This is a genomic window from Noviherbaspirillum denitrificans, from assembly GCF_002211445.1.
Classification (GTDB): domain Bacteria; phylum Pseudomonadota; class Gammaproteobacteria; order Burkholderiales; family Burkholderiaceae_D; genus Noviherbaspirillum; species Noviherbaspirillum denitrificans.
In genome coordinates this window covers 64,171-84,453 of record NZ_LSTO01000003.1, presented here as the reverse complement: position 1 = coordinate 84,453, position 20,283 = coordinate 64,171, and the positions used below count along the sequence as shown (strand labels likewise).

General features: G+C 59.8%; 21 protein-coding genes and 1 tRNA gene. 13 read left to right on the top strand and 9 right to left on the bottom strand.

What is annotated here, in order from left to right:
• Window positions 1–62: 62 nt before the first annotated feature.
• From AYR66_RS25220 to maiA, 8 genes are all read left to right on the top strand, one after another.
• A complete protein-coding gene (locus AYR66_RS25220) occupies window positions 63–518 on the top strand; it encodes an FKBP-type peptidyl-prolyl cis-trans isomerase (protein WP_088710333.1) in 456 nt (151 codons plus the stop codon).
• Window positions 519–540: 22 nt separating this feature from the next.
• Window positions 541–1,482, top strand: coding sequence for a 4-hydroxy-3-methylbut-2-enyl diphosphate reductase (gene ispH / locus AYR66_RS25215; protein WP_088710332.1), 942 nt, complete (start codon window positions 541–543; stop codon window positions 1,480–1,482).
• Between the two features lie 697 nt (window positions 1,483–2,179).
• On the top strand, window positions 2,180–3,109 hold the full coding sequence (locus AYR66_RS25210; RefSeq protein ID WP_088710331.1) for a branched-chain amino acid ABC transporter permease: 930 nt from the start codon (window positions 2,180–2,182) through the stop codon (window positions 3,107–3,109).
• 78 nt (window positions 3,110–3,187) lie between these two features.
• A complete protein-coding gene (locus AYR66_RS25205; protein ID WP_420093143.1) occupies window positions 3,188–4,351 on the top strand; it encodes an ABC transporter permease subunit in 1,164 nt (387 codons plus the stop codon).
• 9 nt (window positions 4,352–4,360) lie between these two features.
• Window positions 4,361–5,131 (top strand): ABC transporter ATP-binding protein, encoded by a 771-nt coding sequence (locus AYR66_RS25200; RefSeq protein ID WP_088710329.1) that lies wholly within the window; start codon window positions 4,361–4,363, stop codon window positions 5,129–5,131.
• Window positions 5,131–5,856 (top strand): ABC transporter ATP-binding protein, encoded by a 726-nt coding sequence (locus AYR66_RS25195; RefSeq protein WP_088710328.1) that lies wholly within the window; start codon window positions 5,131–5,133, stop codon window positions 5,854–5,856. Before AYR66_RS25200 ends, AYR66_RS25195 begins: the two co-directional genes overlap by 1 nt.
• Window positions 5,857–5,982: 126 nt before the next feature.
• Window positions 5,983–6,678 (top strand): fumarylacetoacetate hydrolase family protein, encoded by a 696-nt coding sequence (locus tag AYR66_RS25190; protein WP_088710327.1) that lies wholly within the window; start codon window positions 5,983–5,985, stop codon window positions 6,676–6,678.
• A gap of 23 nt (window positions 6,679–6,701) precedes the next feature.
• The gene (gene maiA, locus AYR66_RS25185) at window positions 6,702–7,358 is read left to right on the top strand and encodes a maleylacetoacetate isomerase (RefSeq protein WP_088710326.1); all 657 of its coding nucleotides are present in this window, start codon (window positions 6,702–6,704) and stop codon (window positions 7,356–7,358) included.
• Window positions 7,359–7,366: 8 nt separating this feature from the next.
• Here the strand turns inward: maiA and AYR66_RS25180 are convergent, their stop codons facing one another.
• The 4 genes from AYR66_RS25180 to AYR66_RS25165 form a co-directional block, all read right to left on the bottom strand.
• Window positions 7,367–8,218 carry a fumarylacetoacetate hydrolase family protein gene (locus AYR66_RS25180; RefSeq protein WP_088710325.1) on the bottom strand — a complete coding sequence of 284 codons (852 nt, stop codon included), beginning with the start codon at window positions 8,216–8,218 and terminating at the stop codon, window positions 7,367–7,369.
• A 92-nt stretch (window positions 8,219–8,310) separates the two neighbouring features.
• The gene (locus tag AYR66_RS25175; protein ID WP_141104330.1) at window positions 8,311–8,613 is read right to left on the bottom strand and encodes a hypothetical protein; all 303 of its coding nucleotides are present in this window, start codon (window positions 8,611–8,613) and stop codon (window positions 8,311–8,313) included.
• Between the two features lie 638 nt (window positions 8,614–9,251).
• Entirely contained in the window at window positions 9,252–9,593 is a 342-nt protein-coding gene (locus AYR66_RS25170; RefSeq protein ID WP_088710323.1) for a hypothetical protein, read from the bottom strand.
• Window positions 9,594–9,689: 96 nt separating this feature from the next.
• Window positions 9,690–9,764: transfer RNA gene (locus AYR66_RS25165), tRNA-Arg, on the bottom strand.
• Window positions 9,765–9,916: 152 nt separating this feature from the next.
• Between AYR66_RS25165 and AYR66_RS25160 the strand changes: the two genes are divergently transcribed.
• Complete coding sequence (locus tag AYR66_RS25160) at window positions 9,917–11,821, top strand: ATP-binding cassette domain-containing protein (protein WP_088710322.1); 1,905 nt, start codon at window positions 9,917–9,919, stop codon at window positions 11,819–11,821.
• Window position 11,822: 1 nt separating this feature from the next.
• Here AYR66_RS25160 and AYR66_RS25155 read toward each other — a convergent pair whose 3' ends face one another.
• Both AYR66_RS25155 and murJ read right to left on the bottom strand, forming a co-directional pair.
• The gene (locus AYR66_RS25155) at window positions 11,823–12,662 is read right to left on the bottom strand and encodes a SirB1 family protein (protein ID WP_088710321.1); all 840 of its coding nucleotides are present in this window, start codon (window positions 12,660–12,662) and stop codon (window positions 11,823–11,825) included.
• Window positions 12,663–12,745: 83 nt separating this feature from the next.
• On the bottom strand, window positions 12,746–14,296 hold the full coding sequence (gene murJ, locus AYR66_RS25150) for a murein biosynthesis integral membrane protein MurJ (RefSeq protein WP_088710320.1): 1,551 nt from the start codon (window positions 14,294–14,296) through the stop codon (window positions 12,746–12,748).
• Window positions 14,297–14,514: 218 nt separating this feature from the next.
• Between murJ and rpsT the strand changes: the two genes are divergently transcribed.
• Window positions 14,515–14,781, top strand: a complete 267-nt coding sequence (gene rpsT, locus AYR66_RS25145; protein ID WP_088710319.1) for a 30S ribosomal protein S20 — start codon at window positions 14,515–14,517, stop codon at window positions 14,779–14,781.
• A gap of 108 nt (window positions 14,782–14,889) precedes the next feature.
• Here rpsT and AYR66_RS25140 read toward each other — a convergent pair whose 3' ends face one another.
• Together AYR66_RS25140 and AYR66_RS25135 are read right to left on the bottom strand one after the other, a co-directional pair.
• Window positions 14,890–15,333: a DUF192 domain-containing protein gene (locus tag AYR66_RS25140; RefSeq protein WP_088710338.1), complete on the bottom strand. Its 444-nt coding sequence runs from the start codon at window positions 15,331–15,333 to the stop codon at window positions 14,890–14,892.
• 87 nt (window positions 15,334–15,420) lie between these two features.
• Window positions 15,421–15,606 (bottom strand): hypothetical protein, encoded by a 186-nt coding sequence (locus AYR66_RS25135; RefSeq protein ID WP_088710318.1) that lies wholly within the window; start codon window positions 15,604–15,606, stop codon window positions 15,421–15,423.
• Between the two features lie 230 nt (window positions 15,607–15,836).
• On the opposite strand from AYR66_RS25135, the gene AYR66_RS25130 reads away from it, so the two are divergent.
• Together AYR66_RS25130 and AYR66_RS25125 are read left to right on the top strand one after the other, a co-directional pair.
• The gene (locus AYR66_RS25130; RefSeq protein ID WP_088710317.1) at window positions 15,837–17,018 is read left to right on the top strand and encodes a tetratricopeptide repeat protein; all 1,182 of its coding nucleotides are present in this window, start codon (window positions 15,837–15,839) and stop codon (window positions 17,016–17,018) included.
• On the top strand, window positions 17,015–18,136 hold the full coding sequence (locus AYR66_RS25125; RefSeq protein WP_088710316.1) for a HupE/UreJ family protein: 1,122 nt from the start codon (window positions 17,015–17,017) through the stop codon (window positions 18,134–18,136). The genes AYR66_RS25130 and AYR66_RS25125 overlap by 4 nt, the downstream gene beginning before the upstream one ends.
• Here AYR66_RS25125 and AYR66_RS25120 read toward each other — a convergent pair.
• Window positions 18,133–18,690: a pseudouridine synthase gene (locus AYR66_RS25120; protein WP_088710315.1), complete on the bottom strand. Its 558-nt coding sequence runs from the start codon at window positions 18,688–18,690 to the stop codon at window positions 18,133–18,135. The two genes, AYR66_RS25125 and AYR66_RS25120, sit on opposite strands and share 4 nt — an antisense overlap.
• Before the next feature lie 317 nt (window positions 18,691–19,007).
• On the opposite strand from AYR66_RS25120, the gene icd reads away from it, so the two are divergent.
• Window positions 19,008–20,261 carry an NADP-dependent isocitrate dehydrogenase gene (icd, locus tag AYR66_RS25115; protein ID WP_088710314.1) on the top strand — a complete coding sequence of 418 codons (1,254 nt, stop codon included), beginning with the start codon at window positions 19,008–19,010 and terminating at the stop codon, window positions 20,259–20,261.
• The last annotated feature ends 22 nt before the right edge of the window (window positions 20,262–20,283 follow it).

Sequence of the window (20,283 nt, the reverse complement as noted above, 5' to 3'; positions counted from 1 at the left end):
ATGCGGCGGGGTGCTGCACACGTGGAATACAATACAGGGTTACCTTTTGAACCGGAATTCCCATGTCCCAGTCCGCCGTCCCTGTCGTCACCCCTTCTTCCTACCTGACCCTCCATTACCGGCTGGCGGGAGTCGACGGTAATAACATTGTTAGTACGTTTGACGAAAACCCCGCCACACTGCAACTCGGCACCGGCCAGCTGGCACCGTTTCTCGAGGAATGCCTCCTCGGTCTGCAGGAGGGTACGCAGACCGTGTTCGAGCTGCCGCCCGAAAAAGCCTTCGGCCCGCGCAATCCTGACCTGATCCAGCGTATTTCCCGCGCAACGCTCGATGAAAATTCGGGCGGTGGCGAAGAATATGTTGTCGGTGACCTGATCGAATTCAATGCGCCGAGCGGCGGACAGTTTGCCGGCGTCCTGCGCGCCATCGATGCCGACAGTGCGCTGTTTGACTTCAACCATCCCCTGGCCGGTCAGACGCTGAAGTTCGAAGTCCGGATCATCGGTATCCTGTAATTTTTGCCCTTGCAGCCAGACCATGGATAAGGAAATCCTGCTTGCCCAGCCGCGCGGCTTCTGCGCCGGCGTCGACCGTGCGATCGAAATCGTCGAGCGCGCCATCGCGGAATTCGGCGCGCCGATTTACGTGCGCCACGAAATCGTGCACAACGCCTACGTCGTCAATGACCTGCGCGCCAAGGGCGCAATCTTCATCGAAGAGCTTGAAGAAGTCCCTGCCGGAAACACCGTCATCTTCTCTGCACACGGCGTGTCGAAGGCGGTCCAGGCAGAAGCCGAGGCACGCGGCCTGCGCGTCTTCGATGCCACCTGCCCGCTGGTGACCAAAGTGCATGTCGAGGTTGCCAAGATGCGCCGCGAAGGGCGCGAGATCATTATGATCGGCCACGATGGCCATCCCGAGGTCGAGGGCACGATGGGGCAGGCGGAAGAGGGCATGTACCTCGTCGAAAACGTCGCGGACGTCGATAAACTGAAGGTTGCCAATCCGGACATGCTGGCCTTTGTCTCGCAGACCACGCTGTCCGTCGATGACACCGCCGATGTCATCGCCGCCCTCAAGCGCCGCTTCCCGAACATCTCTGAGCCGAAGAAGGGCGATATCTGCTATGCCACCACCAACCGCCAGGAAGCGGTGAAGTTCATGGCGCCGCAAGTGGAAGTCGTGGTTGTGGTCGGCAGCCCGAACAGTTCCAATTCCAATCGCCTGCGCGAAGTGGCGGAGAAGAAGGGCGCGGCCGCCTACATGGTCGACAGTGCTGACCAGATCAATCCCGCCTGGATCGAAGGCGCCTCCCGCATCGGCGTCACTGCTGGCGCCTCCGCGCCCGAAGTGCTGGTCGAGGCCGTCATCAACCGTCTCAAGGACCTCGGCGCAAAGAGCGTCCGTCCGCTCCCCGGCGTTGAGGAAAACGTGACTTTCCCCATGCCAAAAGGTTTGACGGCTGCTCGCGCAAGCTGAGCATTGCTGCGGCTCAGCGCCGAAAAGCGGCCGGAATTTAATTCAGGCCGCGTCTGAAATTTCCATCAATTGTTTTTTGCGTTCGTCGTTATGATGCAGCCTGCAATGACAGTGTCATTGCAGGTGCATGCGGCGCTGCTCCAGCCATGGCGGCAGTGACTGCAGGGCGCAGCCGATGAAACAGGCAGGACGGCTACCGCAAATATTCAGGAAGTTTTTTGCAGTTTTGAATATAAAGTAGATAACACGTGTCGCGAATTGATAAAGGCGCGGGTGTTGGCGGAGCGTACTACGGCGGCAGGGAACGTCGATCGTTGCAAGTGTTCCAACAGTTCGAAGGAATTGTTGTTGCTTTCGCAGCGAATGACGTGAAGATGACGCAAAAATGTTTCATATGAGAACAGGTTCGGTATAATGCCGCCCGGTTCAGGTGCGCTCAAAAGGCAACACTAAACTAAAAAAGTTTTTTACCGAAGACGGCATAGGAGACACGATCATGCGCATCCAGACCACCCACGCTATTCGCATTTTCGCTGCAGTTCTTTGCAGATAAACAATGAATTCTCCAGGCGGCACCTCGAGGTAACTCCCCGGGTGCCGTTTTTGTTATCTGAATCGAATTGCTGCGTTTGCACATTGCTTTCGCAATGAAGTTGCAGACCGATTTGAACGATCTTTCATAGAGAGTAGGTAAACCATGGATACATTTATCCAACAAATCATCAACGGACTGGTGCTAGGCAGTATGTATGCGCTGGTCGCGCTCGGGTACACCATGGTGTACGGCGTTCTGAATCTGATCAACTTCGCGCATGGCGATGTGCTGATGATTGGTGCCATGATGGGTGTCACCATCCTGCAACTGCTGCAAAAGGTCGCCCCCGACCTGCCCGGCATCGTCAAGCTGGGTATTGCGATCGTCGGCGCGATCCCGGTCTGTGTGCTTGTCAACATCATCATCGAACGCGTCGCCTATCGCCGCCTGCGCAATGCGCCGCGTCTCGCTCCGCTGATCACCGCGATCGGCGTGTCCATCCTGCTGCAAACCTTCGCGATGATGATCTGGGGCCGCAGCCCCATCCCCTTCCCGCAAGTGATGCCGTCCGAGCCCTTCACCATCGGTGGCGCGCTGATTTCGCCGACCCAGGTCATGCTGCTCCTGCTCGCCACCGCCGCCATGGTTGGCCTGGTGCTGCTGGTCGAGCGCACCCGTATGGGCCGCGCCATGCGCGCCACTGCGGAGAATCCGCGCGTTGCGGGCCTGATGGGTGTCGATGCCAACAAGGTCATCGTGATGACCTTCGCCATCGGTGCCGCACTCGCTGCGGTTGCCGGCGTGATGTGGGGTGCCAACTACTCGTCCGCCCAGTTCGCGATGGGCTTCGTGCCCGGCCTGAAGGCATTCTCCGCCGCGGTGCTCGGCGGTATCGGCAACATCTACGGCGCAATGGTCGGCGGCATCCTGCTTGGCCTGATCGAAAGCCTTGGCGCCGGTTACATCGGTGACCTGACCGGCGGCTTCCTCGGCAGCCACTACCAGGACATCTTTGCATTCATCGTGCTAATCATCGTACTCACACTGCGTCCGTCCGGCATCATGGGTGAACGTGTTGCGGACCGTGCGTAAGCGCAAGTAGAGGAGAGCTTCATGTCAACACTATTCGACGTCAAACACAATCCGCGCAAGGCCTTCACCAGCTTTGCCATCCTCGGCATTGCGCTGGCCGCATTCCCGTTCATTGCCATGCACTACGGCAATTCCTGGGTGCGTATCATGGACCTGGCGCTGCTGTACATCATGCTCGCGCTCGGCCTGAATATCGTGGTCGGCATGGCCGGCCTGCTGGACTTGGGTTACATCGCGTTCTACGCGCTGGGCGCCTACATGACCGGCCTGCTGGCATCGCCGCAATTCGCGACCGTGCTCGAATCCTTCGTCAACCAGTATCCGATGATCGGGGATGCACTGATCTGGATGGTGGGCGAGGAAGCGGCGAAGAACGGCATTCACCTGTCGGTCTGGATGATCGTGCCGCTCGGCGCCGCACTGGCAGCCTTCTTCGGCGCGCTGCTCGGCGCACCGACTCTGAAGCTGCGCGGCGACTACCTGGCCATCGTGACACTCGGCTTTGGCGAAATCATCCGCATCTTCATGAACAACCTGAACGCGCCGGTGAACATCACCAACGGCCCGCAAGGTATCAACCTGATCGACCCGATCCGCATTTTCGGCGTGTCGCTTGCAGGTGAACCTGGCACCAACGCGACGGTGAAGTTCCTCGGCATGTCCATGCCGTCGGTCAATGCGTACTATTTCCTGTTCCTGGCACTGTGCGCGGCGATCATCTTCATTTCCGTCCGCCTGCAGCATTCCCGTCTCGGCCGCGCCTTCGTCGCGATCCGCGAAGACGAAATCGCCGCCAAGGCGATGGGCATCAACACTCGCAACATCAAGCTGCTCGCATTCGGCATGGGTGCTTCCTTCGGCGGTATTTCTGGCGCCATGTTCGCATCGTTCCAGGGCTTCATCTCGCCGGAATCGTTCTCGCTGATGGAATCGATCGCTGTGCTCGCGATGGTGGTGCTGGGCGGTATCGGCCACATCCCCGGCGTCGTGCTCGGCGGCGTGATCCTCGCCGCGCTGCCGGAAGTGCTGCGCCACGTGGTCGAACCGCTGCAACGCCAGTTGTTCGGTGCCGTGCTGATCGATGCCGAAGTGCTGCGCCAGTTGCTGTACGGCCTGGCCATGGTTGTGATCATGCTGTACCGCCCCGCAGGTCTGTGGCCCTCGCCGCAACACGAAGACCGCATGGACGCGAACGCCAAGAAGCGTCACGACGAAAAAGAACCGACGGCGCTGGCTGCATAAGGAACTTTCATGAGCGAACAAACCATTCTGAATATTGCAGGTGTGAACAAGCGCTTCGGCGGCCTGCAGGCGCTGTCGGACGTCAACATCAAGATCATGCGCGGCCAGATCTACGGCCTCATCGGCCCGAACGGCGCCGGCAAGACCACGTTCTTCAACGTGATCACAGGCCTGTATCAGCCCGACACCGGTACCTTCGAACTCGCCGGCAAGCCGTACTCGCCGTCCGCACCGCATGAAGTGGCCAAGGCAGGCATCGCGCGTACATTCCAGAACATCCGCCTGTTCGGCGAGATGTCCGCGCTGGAAAACGTGATGGTCGGCCGTCACGTCCGCACCAAGCAGGGCGTGCTCGGCGCCGTACTGCACCACAAGGCAGCGCGTGAAGAAGAAGCATCCATCCGCCGCCGTGCGATGGAACTGCTCGACTTCGTCGGCATCGCGCAATTCGCAGGACGCACGTCGCGTCACCTGTCCTACGGCGATCAGCGCCGCCTGGAAATCGCGCGCGCACTGGCGACCGATCCGCAACTACTGGCACTGGACGAACCGGCCGCCGGCATGAACGCGACCGAAAAGCTCGCGCTGCGCGAACTGCTGGTCAAGATCAAGGCGGAAGGCAAGACGATCCTGCTGATCGAACACGACGTGAAACTGATGATGGGACTGTGCGACCGCCTCACGGTGCTCGATTACGGCAAACCGATCGCGGAAGGCGTACCGGCCGAGGTGCAAAAGAACCCGGCGGTGATCGAGGCATATTTGGGAGGTGGACACTAATGAGCGAAAACATTCTGAAGGTCAGCGGCCTGAAGATCGCCTACGGCGGCATCCAGGCGGTCAAGGGCGTCGACCTTGAAGTCAACAAGGGCGAGCTCGTCACGCTGATCGGCGCGAATGGCGCGGGCAAGACGACGACGCTCAAGGCCATCACCGGCACGCTGCCGGGCTGCAAGGTCGAAGGAAATATTTACTATTCGGGCAGCCAGATCCAGGGCACCAAGTCGTTCGAGCTGGTCAAGAACAAGCTGGCGATGGTGCCGGAAGGTCGCGGCGTGTTCACCCGCATGACCATCCTCGAAAACCTGATGATGGGTGCTTACATCCGCGACGACAAGGATGGCATCCAGGCCGACATCGACAAGTGGTTCGGCGTGTTCCCGCGCCTGAAGGAGCGTTCCGCGCAGCTGGCCGGCACCTTGTCGGGCGGTGAACAGCAGATGCTGGCGATGGCGCGCGCGCTGATGAGCCATCCGAAGCTGCTGCTGCTGGACGAGCCGTCGATGGGCCTGTCGCCGATCATGGTCGAAAAGATCTTCGAAGTTGTGCGCAATGTGTCGGCGCAGGGCGTGACCATCCTTCTGGTCGAGCAGAACGCGAAGCTGGCGCTGCAGGCTGCGCACCGCGGTTACGTGATGGACTCCGGCCTCATCACCATGACCGGCAATGCCAAGGACATGCTCGATGATCCGAAGGTGCGCGAGGCTTATCTCGGCGAAGGTTAAGCACTTTCTGCATCACATGCAAACCGCCTTGTTCGCTCGCCGGCAAGGCGGTTTTTCTTTGGCCGGACGCTTCAGGCGCATCCGGTTCACCGATGGCATAATCAGAAAAATAACCAGGAGCCCACCATGCAATTTGCCATTCCCCAGCCACCCGTAGCTACTGTTCCCGTTGCCGGCAGCGATGCCGTTTTCCCGGTACATCGCATCTACTGCGTCGGCCGCAACTACGTCGAACACGCCAAGGAGATGGGCGCAACCGGCCGCGAGGCGCCGTTCTTCTTCATGAAGCCGGCGGATGCCGTTCTGCCGGTGCAGCATGGCGCGGTGGGTGAAATGCCGTACCCGCCGATGACCGCTGACCTGCACCATGAAATCGAACTGGTTGTTGCAATCGGCAAGGGCGGGAAGAACATTGCCGCCGCAGATGCCCTGCAACATGTTTGGGGCTACGCCGTCGGCCTCGACATGACCCGTCGCGACCTGCAGGGCGAAGCGAAGAAACTGGGCCGTCCATGGTGCACCGGCAAGGGTTTTGATTTCTCCGCGCCAATCGCGCCTCTCCATCCAGTGTCCGAAACCGGACATTACGCCAAGGGTGAGATCAAGCTCGATGTGAACGGTGCAAGCCGCCAGAAGAGCGATGTCGAAAAACTGATCTGGAACGTCGCGGAAACCATCGAGCACCTGTCGAAGTACTACGAGCTTCGCCCAGGCGACCTGATCTTCACCGGTACCCCGGAAGGTGTCGCTGCGGTAAAGCAGGGCGACCTCCTCGAAGGGGCGATTGCCGGCCTGGGCGAACTGAAGGTGCGAGTCGTTTGATTGTGCAGGGACCGGAGGCCGGAATGAAGCTGTACAGCTACTTTCGCAGTTCGGCATCGTATCGCGTGCGTATCGCGTTGAACCTGAAGGGGCTGCCGTATGAGGTGGTCCCGGTCCACCTGTTGCGCAACGGGGGAGAGCAGTTCAGCCCGGAATACCGGAAGCTGAATCCCGATGCCCTCGTGCCTGCGCTGGTTGACGAGGTGGATGGCGTGCAGAGGGCATTGACGCAGTCGCTTGCCATCATCGAATACCTCGACGAGACGCATCCCGCGCCGCCGCTTCTTCCCGGCGATCCGATCGACCGCGCCCATGTACGCGGTATCGCACTGTCAATCGCCTGCGATATCCACCCGATCAACAACCTGCGCGTGTTGCGCTACCTCGTCCGCAATCTTAAGGTGAGCGAGGACGACAAGAATGCGTGGTATCGGCACTGGTGCGAACAGGGCCTTGCCTCCATCGAAACCATGCTGGCGCGCGACGAACGCACCGGGCGGTTCTGCTTCGGCGACACGCCCACGCTGGCGGATTGCTGCCTCATTCCGCAAATCGCGAACGCACGCCGGCTGGAATGCGACCTATCCGCCATGCCGACGATCCTGCGTATCAATGATGCTTGCCTGACGCTCGATGCATTCGCCAAGGCGGCGCCGGCCAGCCAGCCCGACGCCGAATAGCCGCCGTATCAGGCCGCCTTGTAGGCAACGACGGACTGGCGCTGTTCACCCAGCCCTTCGATTCCCAATACGAGTTCGTCCCCGCGTTTCAGGAACTGCGGCGGCTTCATGCCCATGCCGACGCCCGGTGGCGTGCCGGTGGTGATGATGTCGCCCGGCATGAGTGTCATGAAGCGGCTCACGTAGCTGACCAGCTTGGCGACGGAAAAGATCATCGTTTTCGTATTGCCGGACTGTACGCGCTTGCCGTTCAGGTCCAGCCAGAGTTCGAGGCGCTGTGGATTCGGCACTTCGTCGCGTGTCACCAGCCAGGGGCCAACCGGGCCGAAGGTGTCGCACCCCTTGCCCTTGTCCCATTGCGTGCCGCGCTCGAGCTGGTACTCGCGCTCCGATACGTCATTGACGACGCAATAGCCGGCCACATGGGACAGCGCATCTTTTTCGCTCACCGAGCGTGCGACCGTGCCGATTACGACACCCAGTTCCACTTCCCAGTCGGTCTTCTTCGAGCCCTTCGGCAGCATGACCGGATCATCCGGGCCGGAGAGGCAGGACGTTGCTTTCATGAAGACGATCGGTTCCTTTGGAATCGCCATGCCGGCTTCCGCCGCGTGGTCGGAATAATTCAAACCGATGCCGATGAATTTGCCCACACGGGCAAGCGGAACGCCGCGGCGCGGATTGCCGCGCACCAGCGGCAGCGACTCTGGTTTGATCTTTGCAAGGCGCTTCAGCACCTTGTCGGAAAGCTGGTCGGGGCCGATGTCATCGACCACGCCCGACAGGTCGCGGACGCGACCCTCCGCGTCGATCAAACCAGGCTTCTCCTTGCCGCTGCGGCCGTAGCGCACGAGTTTCATGCAATCTCCTCGAAGTGTTTGTTGTTGGAAACAATTTGGACATTGCAATATATGGTTTGCGCGCAAGCTTGTCCATCGCGCTTGGCTTGGCGTCAGAGGTTCGCGCCACTCACGCGCTTGGCTTCGGAAAGGTCGTCGTAGAAATGCTCACGCGCTTCCCTGGCACAGTGGCTGAAATGCGTCTCCTGCATTCTTCGGCAGCGGGCGATGGTTGCCCGGAAGATGGCATGCGCTTCGCGTTCGAGGGCGCGGTATTCCGCGTACGAAGACGCATCTCGCAGCTCCATCATGGTCTCGACGCGGCTGTCGGTATTGCGTGTGGCCTGGCCGAGAATGGCGGAAAGGCATATCGCCCCGGCCACGAGGGATGCCAGCATTTTCCACAAACGAATCACACGATCTCCTACTCGGACGGGGACGGTTTTCGCAGGAAAGGGACGCAGAGGAATGGCTGATGGCCGGGGCTCTGGCCATCGTGGGTGGCGTCAATAGGTCCGCCGGTTCTCACGATGGACGAGGCGTTGTTACATGACCAGGAAGGCCACGAATAAGCCCGGCATGGCACCTTCCAACAGCATGACAGTCATTTAGGCCGGCACGCGCGTCCAAAGTTTCGCGTCAGCCCTTCCAGGCGCTCACCGCGAACCGATCTGTGCCTTGAAATTCGTCAATATGAAAATTCCCCGAAAAATCATGAACATGTATTTCGCCCGGGACACTTGTCCACAGACTTGACCACAATTTATGTGAGTAACGCCGCTATGGCGTCGGGGGAGGGGGAATGATCAGTTTGCCGAGGATGCTGAGGCGCTTCGATAACTCGGACGCACTTTCCTCAGGATGTACCGTTGCCGCCTCCTCCGGGGGAAGGTATTCGGTGGCTTCCTCGGGTGCTGGCGGGATGGATGCTTGTTTTTGGTTGGGTGTCGTCGGCATGTGTAACTCTGCTGAATAAGGATAGAGTCATCTTACTGCCGGCGGTCCTGAGCATCTTGAGTTTGCTCAGGGCGAACGGAGTGCCGCCAAAGCTTGCTTATCGGCTCCACACTGAACCGGTCCAGCCCGGTCCGCCTACTTGCGAACCAGCAGCATTGCCGGAGCGCAGCCGTTGACGCGGGCCATGCGGACCCCTGCGGAAACCTGTGCCGGACTGGATTTGCATGCTGAAGGAAGGTACCGGGGCGGCATAAACGGGCGGCCCGACGTAGACCGGGGCGGGGGCGACATAGTAGGCAGGCGGCGTGGTGTAGTAGGTCACAGGGCCATGGCCGTAGTCGCTTGCCGAAACCTGGTATCCCGGATGCGACTCATAGACTGCGCAGCCATTCAACAGGACGGCGGCAATGACGATGGATGATGCGAGCGGCTTGGACATGATACGGATTCTCCCAAGCTTTATTATAGGAAGCCGGAAGAGGCGATCGGCGAAAGTTACCGAACGTTACACATTGGGGAGGAAAAAGGGGGAGATTGGTCCCGCCGACAGGAATCGAACCTGTATCTAGCGCTTAGGAGGCACTCGTTCTATCCATTGAACTACGGCGAGACGCTTGACTGGCTGCATGACAGCCAAGGCAGGATTATAGCCGAGTCGGCGCAAGCAAATGCGCTTTCCGGCAGCGCGAGTCGGTACAATGCGTGCTTCTTCTCTCATTTCGGCTGTCCGGCCTCCCGTGGCAGCCTGCATCTGGCGTATCTATGGCTGTCATTTCCCTTTCCAATGCCCAGCTCGCGTTCGGGCATGCCGCATTGCTCGACCACGCAGAGTTCTCCCTTGAATCCGGCGAGCGCGTCGGCCTGATCGGTCGTAACGGCACCGGTAAATCCTCGCTCCTGAAAATCATTGCCGGCACATCGAAGCTCGACGACGGCCTGCTCGTGATGCAGCAGGGCGTCAAGATCGCGTATGTCGAGCAGGAGCCGGCGTTCGAACAGCAGGCGTCCGTGTTCGATACCGTAGCGGCCGGCATGGGCGAAACGCAGCGTTTGCTCGACGAATACAACGACTTGACCGCGCGCCTCGGTGGACATGAGGACGAGGCCCTGATGGACAGGCTGCATGTGCTGCAGGCGAAACTCGATGCGGGCGATGCATGGAACCTCGGCAATCGCGTTGAGACCATTCTCGCACGGCTGAACCTCGACAAGACGGCGGCGATCGGCACGCTCTCGGGTGGCACGCAAAAGCGCGTCGCACTCGCGCGCGCGCTGGTCGGCGCGCCCGACGTGCTGCTGCTCGACGAACCGACCAACCACCTCGACTTCAACTCCATCATCTGGCTGGAAGCGTTGCTGCGTGAATTCAAGGGCAGCATCCTGTTCATCACCCACGACCGCTCCTTCCTCGACAACGTCGCCACCCGCATCGTCGAACTCGACCGCGGCCGGCTACTGTCTTTCCCCGGCAACTTCAGCGCCTATCAGACGCGCAAGGCCGAGCAGCTCGAAATCGAAGCGATCGAAAACGCCAAGTTCGACAAGTTCCTCGCGCAGGAAGAAGTGTGGATCCGCAAGGGCGTGGAAGCGCGTCGCACCCGCAACGAGGGACGCGTGCGGCGGCTGGAGCAGCTCCGCGTCACGCGCAACCAGCGGCGTGACCAGCAGGGCCAAGTCCGGCTGGACGTCGCCGAAGGCGAGCGTTCCGGAAAGATCGTCGCCGAACTCATCGGCATCCACAAGCGCTACGGCGACAAGACCATTGTGCGTGACTTCACGGACACGATCCTTCGCGGTGACAAGGTCGGCCTGATCGGGCCGAACGGCGCCGGCAAGACGACGCTGCTCAAGCTGATCCTCGGCGAGGAGACGCCGGATGCGGGAACTGTGCGCCAAGGGGCCCGCCTGCAGGTCGCGTACTTCGACCAGATGCGCGCCCAGCTGAACGAAGAATCGAGCCTCGCCGACACCATCTCGCCGGGCAGCGACTGGGTGGAGATCAACGGCCAGCGCAAGCATGTGATGAGTTACCTAGGCGATTTCTTGTTCGCACCGGAACGCGCGCGCTCGCCCGTGAAGTCGCTCTCGGGTGGTGAGCGCAATCGCTTGCTTCTCGCGCGCCTGTTCGCGCGTCCCGCCAACGTCCTCGTGCTGGACGAGCCGACCAACGACCTTGACATCGACACGCTCGAATTGCTGGAGGAATTGCTCGAGGATTACAGCGGCACCGTATTCCTTGTCAGCCATGACCGCATGTTCCTCGACAATGTCGTGACGCAGGTCATCGTTGCCGAAGGCGAAGGACTGTGGCGCGAGTATGTGGGCGGCTATACCGACTGGGAACGCGTGCGCGCGGCGAGCCAGCAAGCGCCGAAGCAGGTCGCCAAAGCCGAGGCCAAGCCGGTGGAGAAGCCCGCCGCACAGAGTCCGCAGAAAACCAAGAAGCTGAGTTACAAGGAGCAGCGCGAACTCGAAACCCTGCCGGGCCTGATCGCGGGCCTGGAAGCAGAGCAGAAGACGATCTCCGAGCAGCTCGCGGATCCGGAGCTGTACCGGCAGCGTCCTGACGAGGTGCAAAAGCTCAACGCGCGCTTCGCCGAAATCGACGAACTGCTGATGGAAAACCTGGAGAAGTGGGAAGCGATCGAAGCGAAGGCGAAAGGTTGAGTCAATTCATGCGCTTGCTGGCTTCGCGCAGTTCCGGCAGCTTGCTGCGCAGTACATCCGCGTCCGGCGCATAGGGGCATTCCGCGAGATAGGCTTCGAGGTCGGCCAGCGCTGCCTGCGGACATTCGAGGTTCGCATAGGCGAGGCCGCGGTCGCGCCTTTCGGTGATTTCTCCTGGAAGCAGGATCAGCAGGCGCTGCTGCACGCCCAGCACGCGCTGCCAGCGCATGTGTTCGACGAACAGCGCCTTCAGGTTGCGCAGCATGCGCACGAGAATCTCCCGCGGATGCGCGGCATGCAGGTAATAGGACAGCGGAATCGCGCCAGGGTAGCTGTGGTGTTCGAAGTAGGGCTCCAGCCTTTCCTCGAGTTCTTCGCGCGACAGGCTCACACCATTGAACGGATCCAGCACGATATCGCCGGACTGGATCGACAGTTTCATCAGGAAATGCCCGGGGAAGGAAATTCCCTTCACATCCAGCCCGATCTGCTGCGCCAGTTCCATGTAGAGCACTGCGAGCGAGATCGGAATGCCACGCCGGGTGCTGATGACCCGGTGCAGGTAACTGTTGTCAGGATCGTAATAGTCGTTCACATTCCCGGCGAAGCCAAGTTCCCGATAGAAAAAGTGATTGAGCATTCGCAGCTTCTGCACGCTGGATGCATCGGGCGCGAGACGCCGCTGGAGCCGCGCCGCAAGGATGTCCACTTCCGCCTGCGTTGCCGCCAGGTCCAGCTGAGGGTCGACGTCCTGCGCGATGGCGAGCGCCGCCTCGAAGAGTGGGATGGAGTCGTCCTCCTGTACAAGCGACGCGAAGTAGTCGAGGGATTTGAGCACCATACATGACCATCATAAACCATGCCGCAGCCATTGAAAGGGCGGCATGGCAAGGCGTGGATAAATACGGCGCGCGGGAACTTTTCTCAAGACGAGACCCGCTTGAAGTCGCGGAAGCGGAATCCCATGGCGATCAGCGCCCCGAAATAGGTGACGCCGCAGGCAAGCATGACGAGCGTTAACGCACCGACCCGCTTGAGGGGCACGGACTGCATCGCAATCCAATCGAACTGTCCGGCCGTCCACAAGGCAACGCCGGCGAGCAGGAACAGCGCACCGGTCAGCTTTGCGAGGAACAAACCCCAGCCCGGCAAGGCCTGGTAAATGCCCTTGCGGCGCAGTCCCCAATAGAGGAAGGCTGCGTTGAGACAGGCTCCCACGCCAACGGAGAGCGCCAGACCTGCATGCTCGATCCATGGAACAAACGCATAGTTCATCAGCTGTGTCGCCACCAGTACGCCAATGCCGATTTTGACTGGTGTGCGGATGTCCTGTTTGGCGTAGAAGCCCGGCGCAAGGATTTTGACGACGATCAGGCCGATCAACCCGACACCATATGCGATCAGTGCGCGGCCGGTCATGACGACCGACTCGACATCGAACTTCCCGTAGTGGAAGAGCGTCGTGGTCAACGGCTCGGACAGGGTCAGCAACCCGACTGCCGACGGTAGCGCAAGCAGGAAGGTCAGCCGCAGACCCCAGTCCAGCAGCGAAGCGTATTCCTCATGGTCACCCTCGGTGTGCGCCTTCGAGAGGCTGGGCAGCAGGATGGTGCCCAGTGCCACGCCGAGCAGCGCGGTCGGAAATTCCATCAGGCGATCGGCATACGACAGCCAGGAGACACTCCCGTTTTCAAGGCGCGACGCAATGTTGGTATTGATGATGACGCTGATTTGCGCCACCGACACGGCGAGGATAGCGGGCACCATCTGTTTCAGGACGCGGCGCACGCCGGCATCGGCCAGGGCGGCTTTCACATTGATGCCCACGCGCGGCAGCATGCCGATCTTGCGCAGTGCGGGCACCTGGACCGCGACCTGCAGGATGCCACCGACGACCACGGCAAACGCCAGCGCATAGACTGGCTGTTCCATGTGCGGTGCGACCAGCAGTGACGCCGCGATGAAGGAGAGGTTGAGCAGGACAGGCGTGAACGCAGGTACGCGGAACTGGCGCCAGGTATTCAGTATGCCGCCGGCCAGCGCGACAAAGGCCATGAATCCGATGTACGGGAACATGATCCGAGTCATGATGACGGCCGAGTTGAAGGCGGTCGGATCGGACTTCAGGCCGGTCGCGATGAAGTAAACGATGACCGGGGCGCCGATAATGCCGACCAGGCAGGTCAGTAACAACGCCCAGATGAGAACGGTGGCGACATGATCGGTAAGATCTTTGGTGGCCGCCTCGCCCTTCTGGTTCTTGTATTCCGCAAGGATGGGCACGAAGGCCTGCGAAAACGCGCCTTCGGCAAACAGCCGGCGCAAGAGGTTGGGGATGCGAAAGGCGACGAAAAAGGCGTCGGTATAGGCGGAGGCGCCGAAGGCGCGGGCAATCAGCAGCTCGCGCAGCAGCCCCGTCACCCGCGACAGCATGGTCATGCCGGAGACGGTCGCCAGCGTTTTGTGGAGTTTCATGGGCCGCAATTATAGCCGCTTGCCATTGGCCGGCTCGTCCAGCGCCCAAGCAAGGTTTGCGCAAACGCAGTGCGACATTGTCACGGATTTCTGGCACAATGGCGCAAAGCGTTGAATCCATTGCCCATATCCCAAAAAAAGGCTATACTCGACAGCTTTACAGAATTTTGTCTCGCATCCCGCGAACACATAGCCCGATTTCGAATTAGGAAAGATACATGGCAAATACCGCACAAGCGCGCAAACGTGCCCGTCAAGCAGTCAAGCAAAACGCTCACAACTCCAGCCAGCGTTCCACGCTGCGCACGGCAATCAAGGCTGTCCGCAAGGCTATCGACGGTGGTGACAAGGCAGCTGCTGCGCAAGTATTCCAGGCTTCCATTTCGACGATCGACCGTATCGCCGATAAGAAGATCATCCACAAGAACAAGGCCGCTCGCCACAAGAGCCGCCTGGCAGCTGCCCTGAAGGCACTGGCAGCCTAAGTTGCCGCCTGAACCGCCGCGCCAGTCGCGGTGGCAGCAAGGATAAAGAAAACCCGCGATGCTTCGGCATCGCGGGTTTTTGTTGTTCTTGAGTTTTGTGATCTGCCTTCACCGCGGCAAACCTTCGATGCTCATGCCCGGCTTGATGTTCTTCTGCCGGAACCACCCCAGGTTCATTTCCAGCGCGTAGTGGACTTGCTTCTTCGCGCAATGCGAATCCGTCGTTTGCGGCTGCATATCTTCGATATTGACAATTTTGCCATCCTGGTCGATGAAGGCCACGGAAAGCGGAATCAGCGTGTTCTTCATCCACATGCATACCGATGCAGGCGCATGAAACATGAACACCATGCCTTCGTTCGGCCCCATCTTTTCCCTGAACATCAATCCTTGTTGCCGTTCAGCATCGGTGGATGCCACCTCGGCGCGGATTACATGCATGCCGGCAGTGAGCGAAACAACGGGGAACCGGCTGGGTTGCTGGGCAGAGGCAAACGGGCTTGCAATGGTCAGCAGCAAGGCGAGTGAAGAAATCAGCGGGCGAACAGTCATCGGCAATTCAAAAGATGGAATGAAGCGGAAAGCATAAAACAAAAAAGGCAGGACGCGCCTGCCTTTCTTGCACTGCATGAAGCCGTTTTACTTGGCGGCCGCAGCTTTCTTGGCTTTCTTGGCCTTCTTGGCCTTCTTCATCTTGGGTGCCGGGGCATCGGCGGATGCGGCGGGAGCAGCAGCAGGAGCGGCTGCCGGGGCAGCAGCGTGGCTGGCGGCGAAGGAAGCGGAGGCGAACAAACCAGCAACGAGAGCAGCGATCAGTTTCTTCATTTTTTATCCTTCATGTTCGATGTTGATGGAAACCATGATTCTTCCGAATCAACTTCATTAACGAAGTGTTTCTGTAATGGTTGACATGTTTATCGTGAAAATATTTATTGCCGTGCAACATATACGGTCTTTCCTGGCCTGCTTGTAAAAATTGCAGCAGCGCCAAGCGAGTTGCTATGATCCAGACTTTCGCTCGGCCATCCGGCCTGCGTTGTCACCTTCGGATCAACATGAATCACCGTCTCCTTGCAGCGCTGTTCGCCCTGTCGTCATGGACGACCTTTGCCGATGCAGTTCCATATCTTCCGAAATCGGACTCCCAGGTGCTGGAGCGGCTGCCCTTCAAGCCGAATGACCCGTTGGCACGTGAGCTTTCCCAGCTCCGCGCAGCCTTGCGACGTGACCCTAATAACCTGGACGTTGCCGTTACATTGGCCGGTCGGTACTACGGCCTGGTGGGGGAAGAAGGGGACCCGCGCTATCTCGGCTATGCGCAGGCAGCGCTCGCGCCATGGTGGGATTTGCCTCGTCCGCCGATCGACGTGCAAGTCCTGCGTGCCGGCATTCGCCAATTCCGGCATGATTTTTCCGGAGCGATTGACGACCTGAACGGGGTACTTGAGCGCGAACCGCACCATCCTCGAGCACTCGCGCTGCGCGCGATCATCCATATCGTCCAGGCGCGCTATTCACAGGCGCGCGTCGACTGCGAAACCCTGCGGCAGGCGGGCAGCCCCCTGGTTGGTGCCGGATGCGAAGCGATGGTCGATGGCCTGACCGGAAAGGCTGTCCCAGCCTATGCAGCCCTGAGCGCTGCTGTCGGAAAGACCGCCGATCTTGCGCCACAGGACATGCTGTGGCTCCAGGTCCGACTGGCTGAATTGGCGCAACGACAGGGATTGGATGAACAGGCGGAATCCCATTTCAAGAAAGGGCTGGCCCAGGGGCTCAGCGATACTTTCCTGCTCGCCGCCTACGCTGATTTCCTGCTCGACAAGAAGCGGTATGCGGACGTCGTATCCCTCCTCAAGGACAAGAGCCGGTCTGACGTCCTGCTCCTGCGCCTGGTGTTTGCTGAACGGGCGCTGTCCCTGCCGACGGCAAAGGAAAGGGAAGCTGCGCTCGCCGCACGCTACGCCGCGTCGCAACTGCGCGGCGAAACCGTTCACCAGCAGGAAGAGGCGCGCTTCGAACTTGAAGTGAACGGCGATGTAAAGAAGGCGCTTGCGCTTGCGCAGGAGAACTGGAAGGTCCAGCGCGAGCCGCGGGATGCACGCATCTTTCTCGAAGCGGCAATCGCGGCAAAGGATGCCGCAGCGGCGCAGCCGGTGCTGCAATGGCTCGATGAAAGCAGGATCGAAGATGCCTACCTGATTGGTCTGGGCCGCCAGCTGAAGGGAATGCGCAAATGATCGCGCGCTTGCTCCTTTCGCTTGCGCTGCTGCTGGGCATGTTGCCAGCCCATGCGCACAAGCCGAGCGACAGCTACCTGACCCTGTCCGTTGACGGCCAGGTTGTCAACGGACAGTGGGACATTGCCTTGCGCGACCTCGATTTTGCCGTCGGCCTCGACGCGAGCGGCGATGCAGAAATCACCTGGGGCGAAGTCAAGGCAAAGCATGTGGAGATCGCCGCTTACGCCATGTCGCGGCTAACGTTGTCGGCGGAGGGTAAGCCGTGTCCCTCGACAATTACGGGGCACATGATCGACGATCACACCGATGGCGCCTATGCAGTCCTGCAGTTCCGTGCGGACTGCAGCGGCGCGTTCCGGGCGCTGCAGGTACGCTACGTACTGTTCTTCGACATCGACCCGCAACACAAGGGACTGCTGCGACTTGAATATCAGGGAAGTTCGCGCACCGCCATCTTCAGCCCGGACAAGCCCAGCCAGGAATTCAGCCTCGAAGTGCCGAGCAAGTGGGCGCAGTTCATCGATTACCTGCGTGAAGGCGTATGGCATATCTGGATCGGTTTCGACCATATCCTGTTCCTGTTGGCCCTGCTTCTGCCAGCGGTTGTCATGCGGGCGCATCGCAGCTGGGAGCCGGTCGCAGCCTTCCGCCCTGCATTCTGGAATGTCTTCAGGATCGTCACATCATTTACCGTCGCGCATTCGATCACGCTGTCGCTGGCGACCCTCGGTGTCGTCAGCCTGCCGTCGCGTCTCGTCGAGTCAATCATCGCCGCGTCGGTCGTCATTGCCGCACTGAACAATGTAATCCCGATTTTCCAGGAGCGCCGCTGGGCGATGGCGTTCACGTTCGGCCTCGTGCATGGCTTTGGCTTCGCGAGTGTGCTGGCCGACCTCGGCCTGCCGCGAGATGCGCTGGTACTTGCGCTGGTGGGATTCAATGTCGGCGTCGAGCTCGGACAGCTGGCGATCGTTGCGGTTTTCCTGCCGATTGCGTACGCCTTGCGCCGCACTGTTTTCTACAGGCGGCTGGTGCTGATCGGCGGATCTCTGCTGATTGCGCTGCTTGCAGCTGCGTGGTTTGTCGAGCGGGCGTTCGACCTGAAGCTGTTCTAGCCGAGTTCGGACGCCTGCACTTCGCGCAGTTCACCCGGCCACAGCGGATGCGTCGCGAGTGCAAAGGGCCCGATCGCGATGCGGACCAGGCGCAAGGTCGGCAATCCGACCGCTGCCGTCATGCGCCGCACTTGCCTGTTTTTTCCTTCAGACAGCGTCACCGCCAGCCAGCTCGTGGGGATATTCTCCCGATGCCGGATCGGCGGGTCGCGCTCCCACAGCCAGTCGGGCGATGCGATCGCACTGACCTTGCACGGCTGCGTCACGAAATCCCCCAGGTCCAGCGGGCCGGTAAGCCGGTCAAGTACCTGCGCGTCCGGGGTTCCTTCAACCTGCACGATATACGTCTTCGGCTGCTTGCTGTCCGGGTGGCTGATCCGGTGCTGCAACTTCCCGTCATCCGTAAGCAGGACCAGGCCCTCGCTGTCCGCATCGAGGCGGCCCGCAGGATAAATGCCGGGAATGTCGACGTAATCCGCCAGCGTGGGACGGGTCGGGTGGGGCGAGAACTGGCACATGACCTGGAACGGTTTGTTGAACAGAAAGAGCGCCATGCAATCTCGCAAAAAGTAATCGTGGTCAAGGAGGCCGTATTTTACGCTTTGAATGTGCCGTACTTTGGAGCTAATCTGGTAGGCGTCATTGCCGGACCCTCCCTTCGTATTCCAAAACCTGCTTCCGGTTATCCGGAGTCGGGTTGACGTTTTTGCATGAATGTTGACGTAAGTAAAAACTATGGCAGCTCGTAAAATTGTCGTGCATAATACGAAACGTAGTCTTATGTCTTATATAAGACCTGTGCTTCGCTTTAAAACAAAAATTTAAAGTCAGGATCGGTCTTCCCTTTTCCTCCCCAACCCCGGAGCCTACGATGTATCAACATATCAAAGTGCCTGCCGACGGCAAAAAAATCACAGTCAATGCCGATTTCTCCCTGAACGTTCCCGACAATCCGATCATTCCTTACCTGGAAGGTGACGGCACGGGCGTGGATATTTCCCCGGTGATGATCAAGGTTGTTGACGCTGCAGTTGCCAAGGCTTACGGCGGCAAGCGCAAGATCAGCTGGATGGAAATTTTTGCAGGCGAAAAGTCGACCAAGGTGTACGGTCCTGACGTGTGGCTGCCGGAAGAAACCCTCGGTGCGCTGAAGGATTATGTTGTTTCGATCAAAGGTCCGCTGACCACCCCGGTTGGTGGCGGCATCCGTTCGCTGAACGTCGCGCTGCGCCAGGAACTCGACCTGTATGTCTGCCTGCGTCCCGTGCGCTACTTCAAGGGCGTGCCCTCGCCGGTGCGTGAGCCGGAAAAGACCGACATGGTCATCTTCCGCGAAAACTCCGAAGACATCTATGCCGGTATCGAATGGGCTGAAGGTTCGGACGGCGCCAAGAAGCTCATCGATTTCCTGATCAAGGAAATGGGCGTCAAGAAGATCCGTTTCCCGGGCACCTCCGGCATCGGCGTCAAGCCGGTTTCCCGCGAAGGCACCGAGCGCCTCGTGCGCAAGGCAATCCAGTACGCGATCGACAACGACAAACCGTCCGTTACCCTGGTCCACAAGGGCAACATCATGAAGTACACGGAAGGCGGTTTCCGTGACTGGGGTTATGCGCTGGCACAGAAGGAATTCGGCGCCGAGCTGGTCGATGGCGGACCGTGGTGCAAATTCAAGAATCCGAAGACCGGCAAGGAAATCACGATCAAGGATTCGATCGCCGACGCGTTCCTGCAGCAGATCCTGCTGCGTCCGGCCGAGTACAGTGTGATCGCCACGCTGAACCTGAACGGCGACTACATCTCCGATGCACTGGCAGCGCAAGTGGGCGGCATCGGTATCGCTCCGGGTGCCAACCTGTCCGACTCCGTCGCGATGTTCGAAGCCACCCATGGCACCGCACCGAAGTATGCAGGCAAGGACTACGTGAACCCGGGTTCGCTGATCCTGTCCGCTGAAATGATGCTGCGTCACATGGGCTGGGTTGAGGCGGCAGACCTCATCATTACCTCCATGGAGAAGTCGATCACCTCGAAGAAGGTGACCTACGACTTCGCACGCCTGATGGACGGCGCCACCCAGGTGTCGTGTTCCGGCTTTGGTGACGTAATGATCTCGAACATGTAATTCGAGCGAAGCAAGAAAGAAG

Excerpts from the sequence above, each read along its gene's own strand:
- AYR66_RS25125 (WP_088710316.1), top strand. The coding sequence starts at position 17,015 with ATGATCGCGCGCTTGCTCCTTTCGCTTGCGCTGCTGCTGGGCATGTTG.
- maiA (WP_088710326.1), top strand. The coding sequence starts at position 6,702 with ATGAAGCTGTACAGCTACTTTCGCAGTTCGGCATCGTATCGCGTGCGT.
- AYR66_RS25180 (WP_088710325.1), bottom strand. The coding sequence starts at position 8,218 with ATGAAACTCGTGCGCTACGGCCGCAGCGGCAAGGAGAAGCCTGGTTTG.
- AYR66_RS25135 (WP_088710318.1), bottom strand. The coding sequence starts at position 15,606 with ATGAAGAAACTGATCGCTGCTCTCGTTGCTGGTTTGTTCGCCTCCGCT.
- AYR66_RS25160 (WP_088710322.1), top strand. The coding sequence starts at position 9,917 with ATGGCTGTCATTTCCCTTTCCAATGCCCAGCTCGCGTTCGGGCATGCC.
- murJ (WP_088710320.1), bottom strand. The coding sequence starts at position 14,296 with ATGAAACTCCACAAAACGCTGGCGACCGTCTCCGGCATGACCATGCTG.
- AYR66_RS25210 (WP_088710331.1), top strand. The coding sequence starts at position 2,180 with ATGGATACATTTATCCAACAAATCATCAACGGACTGGTGCTAGGCAGT.
- AYR66_RS25190 (WP_088710327.1), top strand. The coding sequence starts at position 5,983 with ATGCAATTTGCCATTCCCCAGCCACCCGTAGCTACTGTTCCCGTTGCC.
- rpsT (WP_088710319.1), top strand. The coding sequence starts at position 14,515 with ATGGCAAATACCGCACAAGCGCGCAAACGTGCCCGTCAAGCAGTCAAG.
- ispH (WP_088710332.1), top strand. The coding sequence starts at position 541 with ATGGATAAGGAAATCCTGCTTGCCCAGCCGCGCGGCTTCTGCGCCGGC.
- AYR66_RS25155 (WP_088710321.1), bottom strand. The coding sequence starts at position 12,662 with ATGGTGCTCAAATCCCTCGACTACTTCGCGTCGCTTGTACAGGAGGAC.
- AYR66_RS25130 (WP_088710317.1), top strand. The coding sequence starts at position 15,837 with ATGAATCACCGTCTCCTTGCAGCGCTGTTCGCCCTGTCGTCATGGACG.
- AYR66_RS25200 (WP_088710329.1), top strand. The coding sequence starts at position 4,361 with ATGAGCGAACAAACCATTCTGAATATTGCAGGTGTGAACAAGCGCTTC.
- icd (WP_088710314.1), top strand. The coding sequence starts at position 19,008 with ATGTATCAACATATCAAAGTGCCTGCCGACGGCAAAAAAATCACAGTC.
- AYR66_RS25170 (WP_088710323.1), bottom strand. The coding sequence starts at position 9,593 with ATGTCCAAGCCGCTCGCATCATCCATCGTCATTGCCGCCGTCCTGTTG.
- AYR66_RS25120 (WP_088710315.1), bottom strand. The coding sequence starts at position 18,690 with ATGGCGCTCTTTCTGTTCAACAAACCGTTCCAGGTCATGTGCCAGTTC.
- AYR66_RS25195 (WP_088710328.1), top strand. The coding sequence starts at position 5,131 with ATGAGCGAAAACATTCTGAAGGTCAGCGGCCTGAAGATCGCCTACGGC.
- AYR66_RS25220 (WP_088710333.1), top strand. The coding sequence starts at position 63 with ATGTCCCAGTCCGCCGTCCCTGTCGTCACCCCTTCTTCCTACCTGACC.
- AYR66_RS25140 (WP_088710338.1), bottom strand. The coding sequence starts at position 15,333 with ATGACTGTTCGCCCGCTGATTTCTTCACTCGCCTTGCTGCTGACCATT.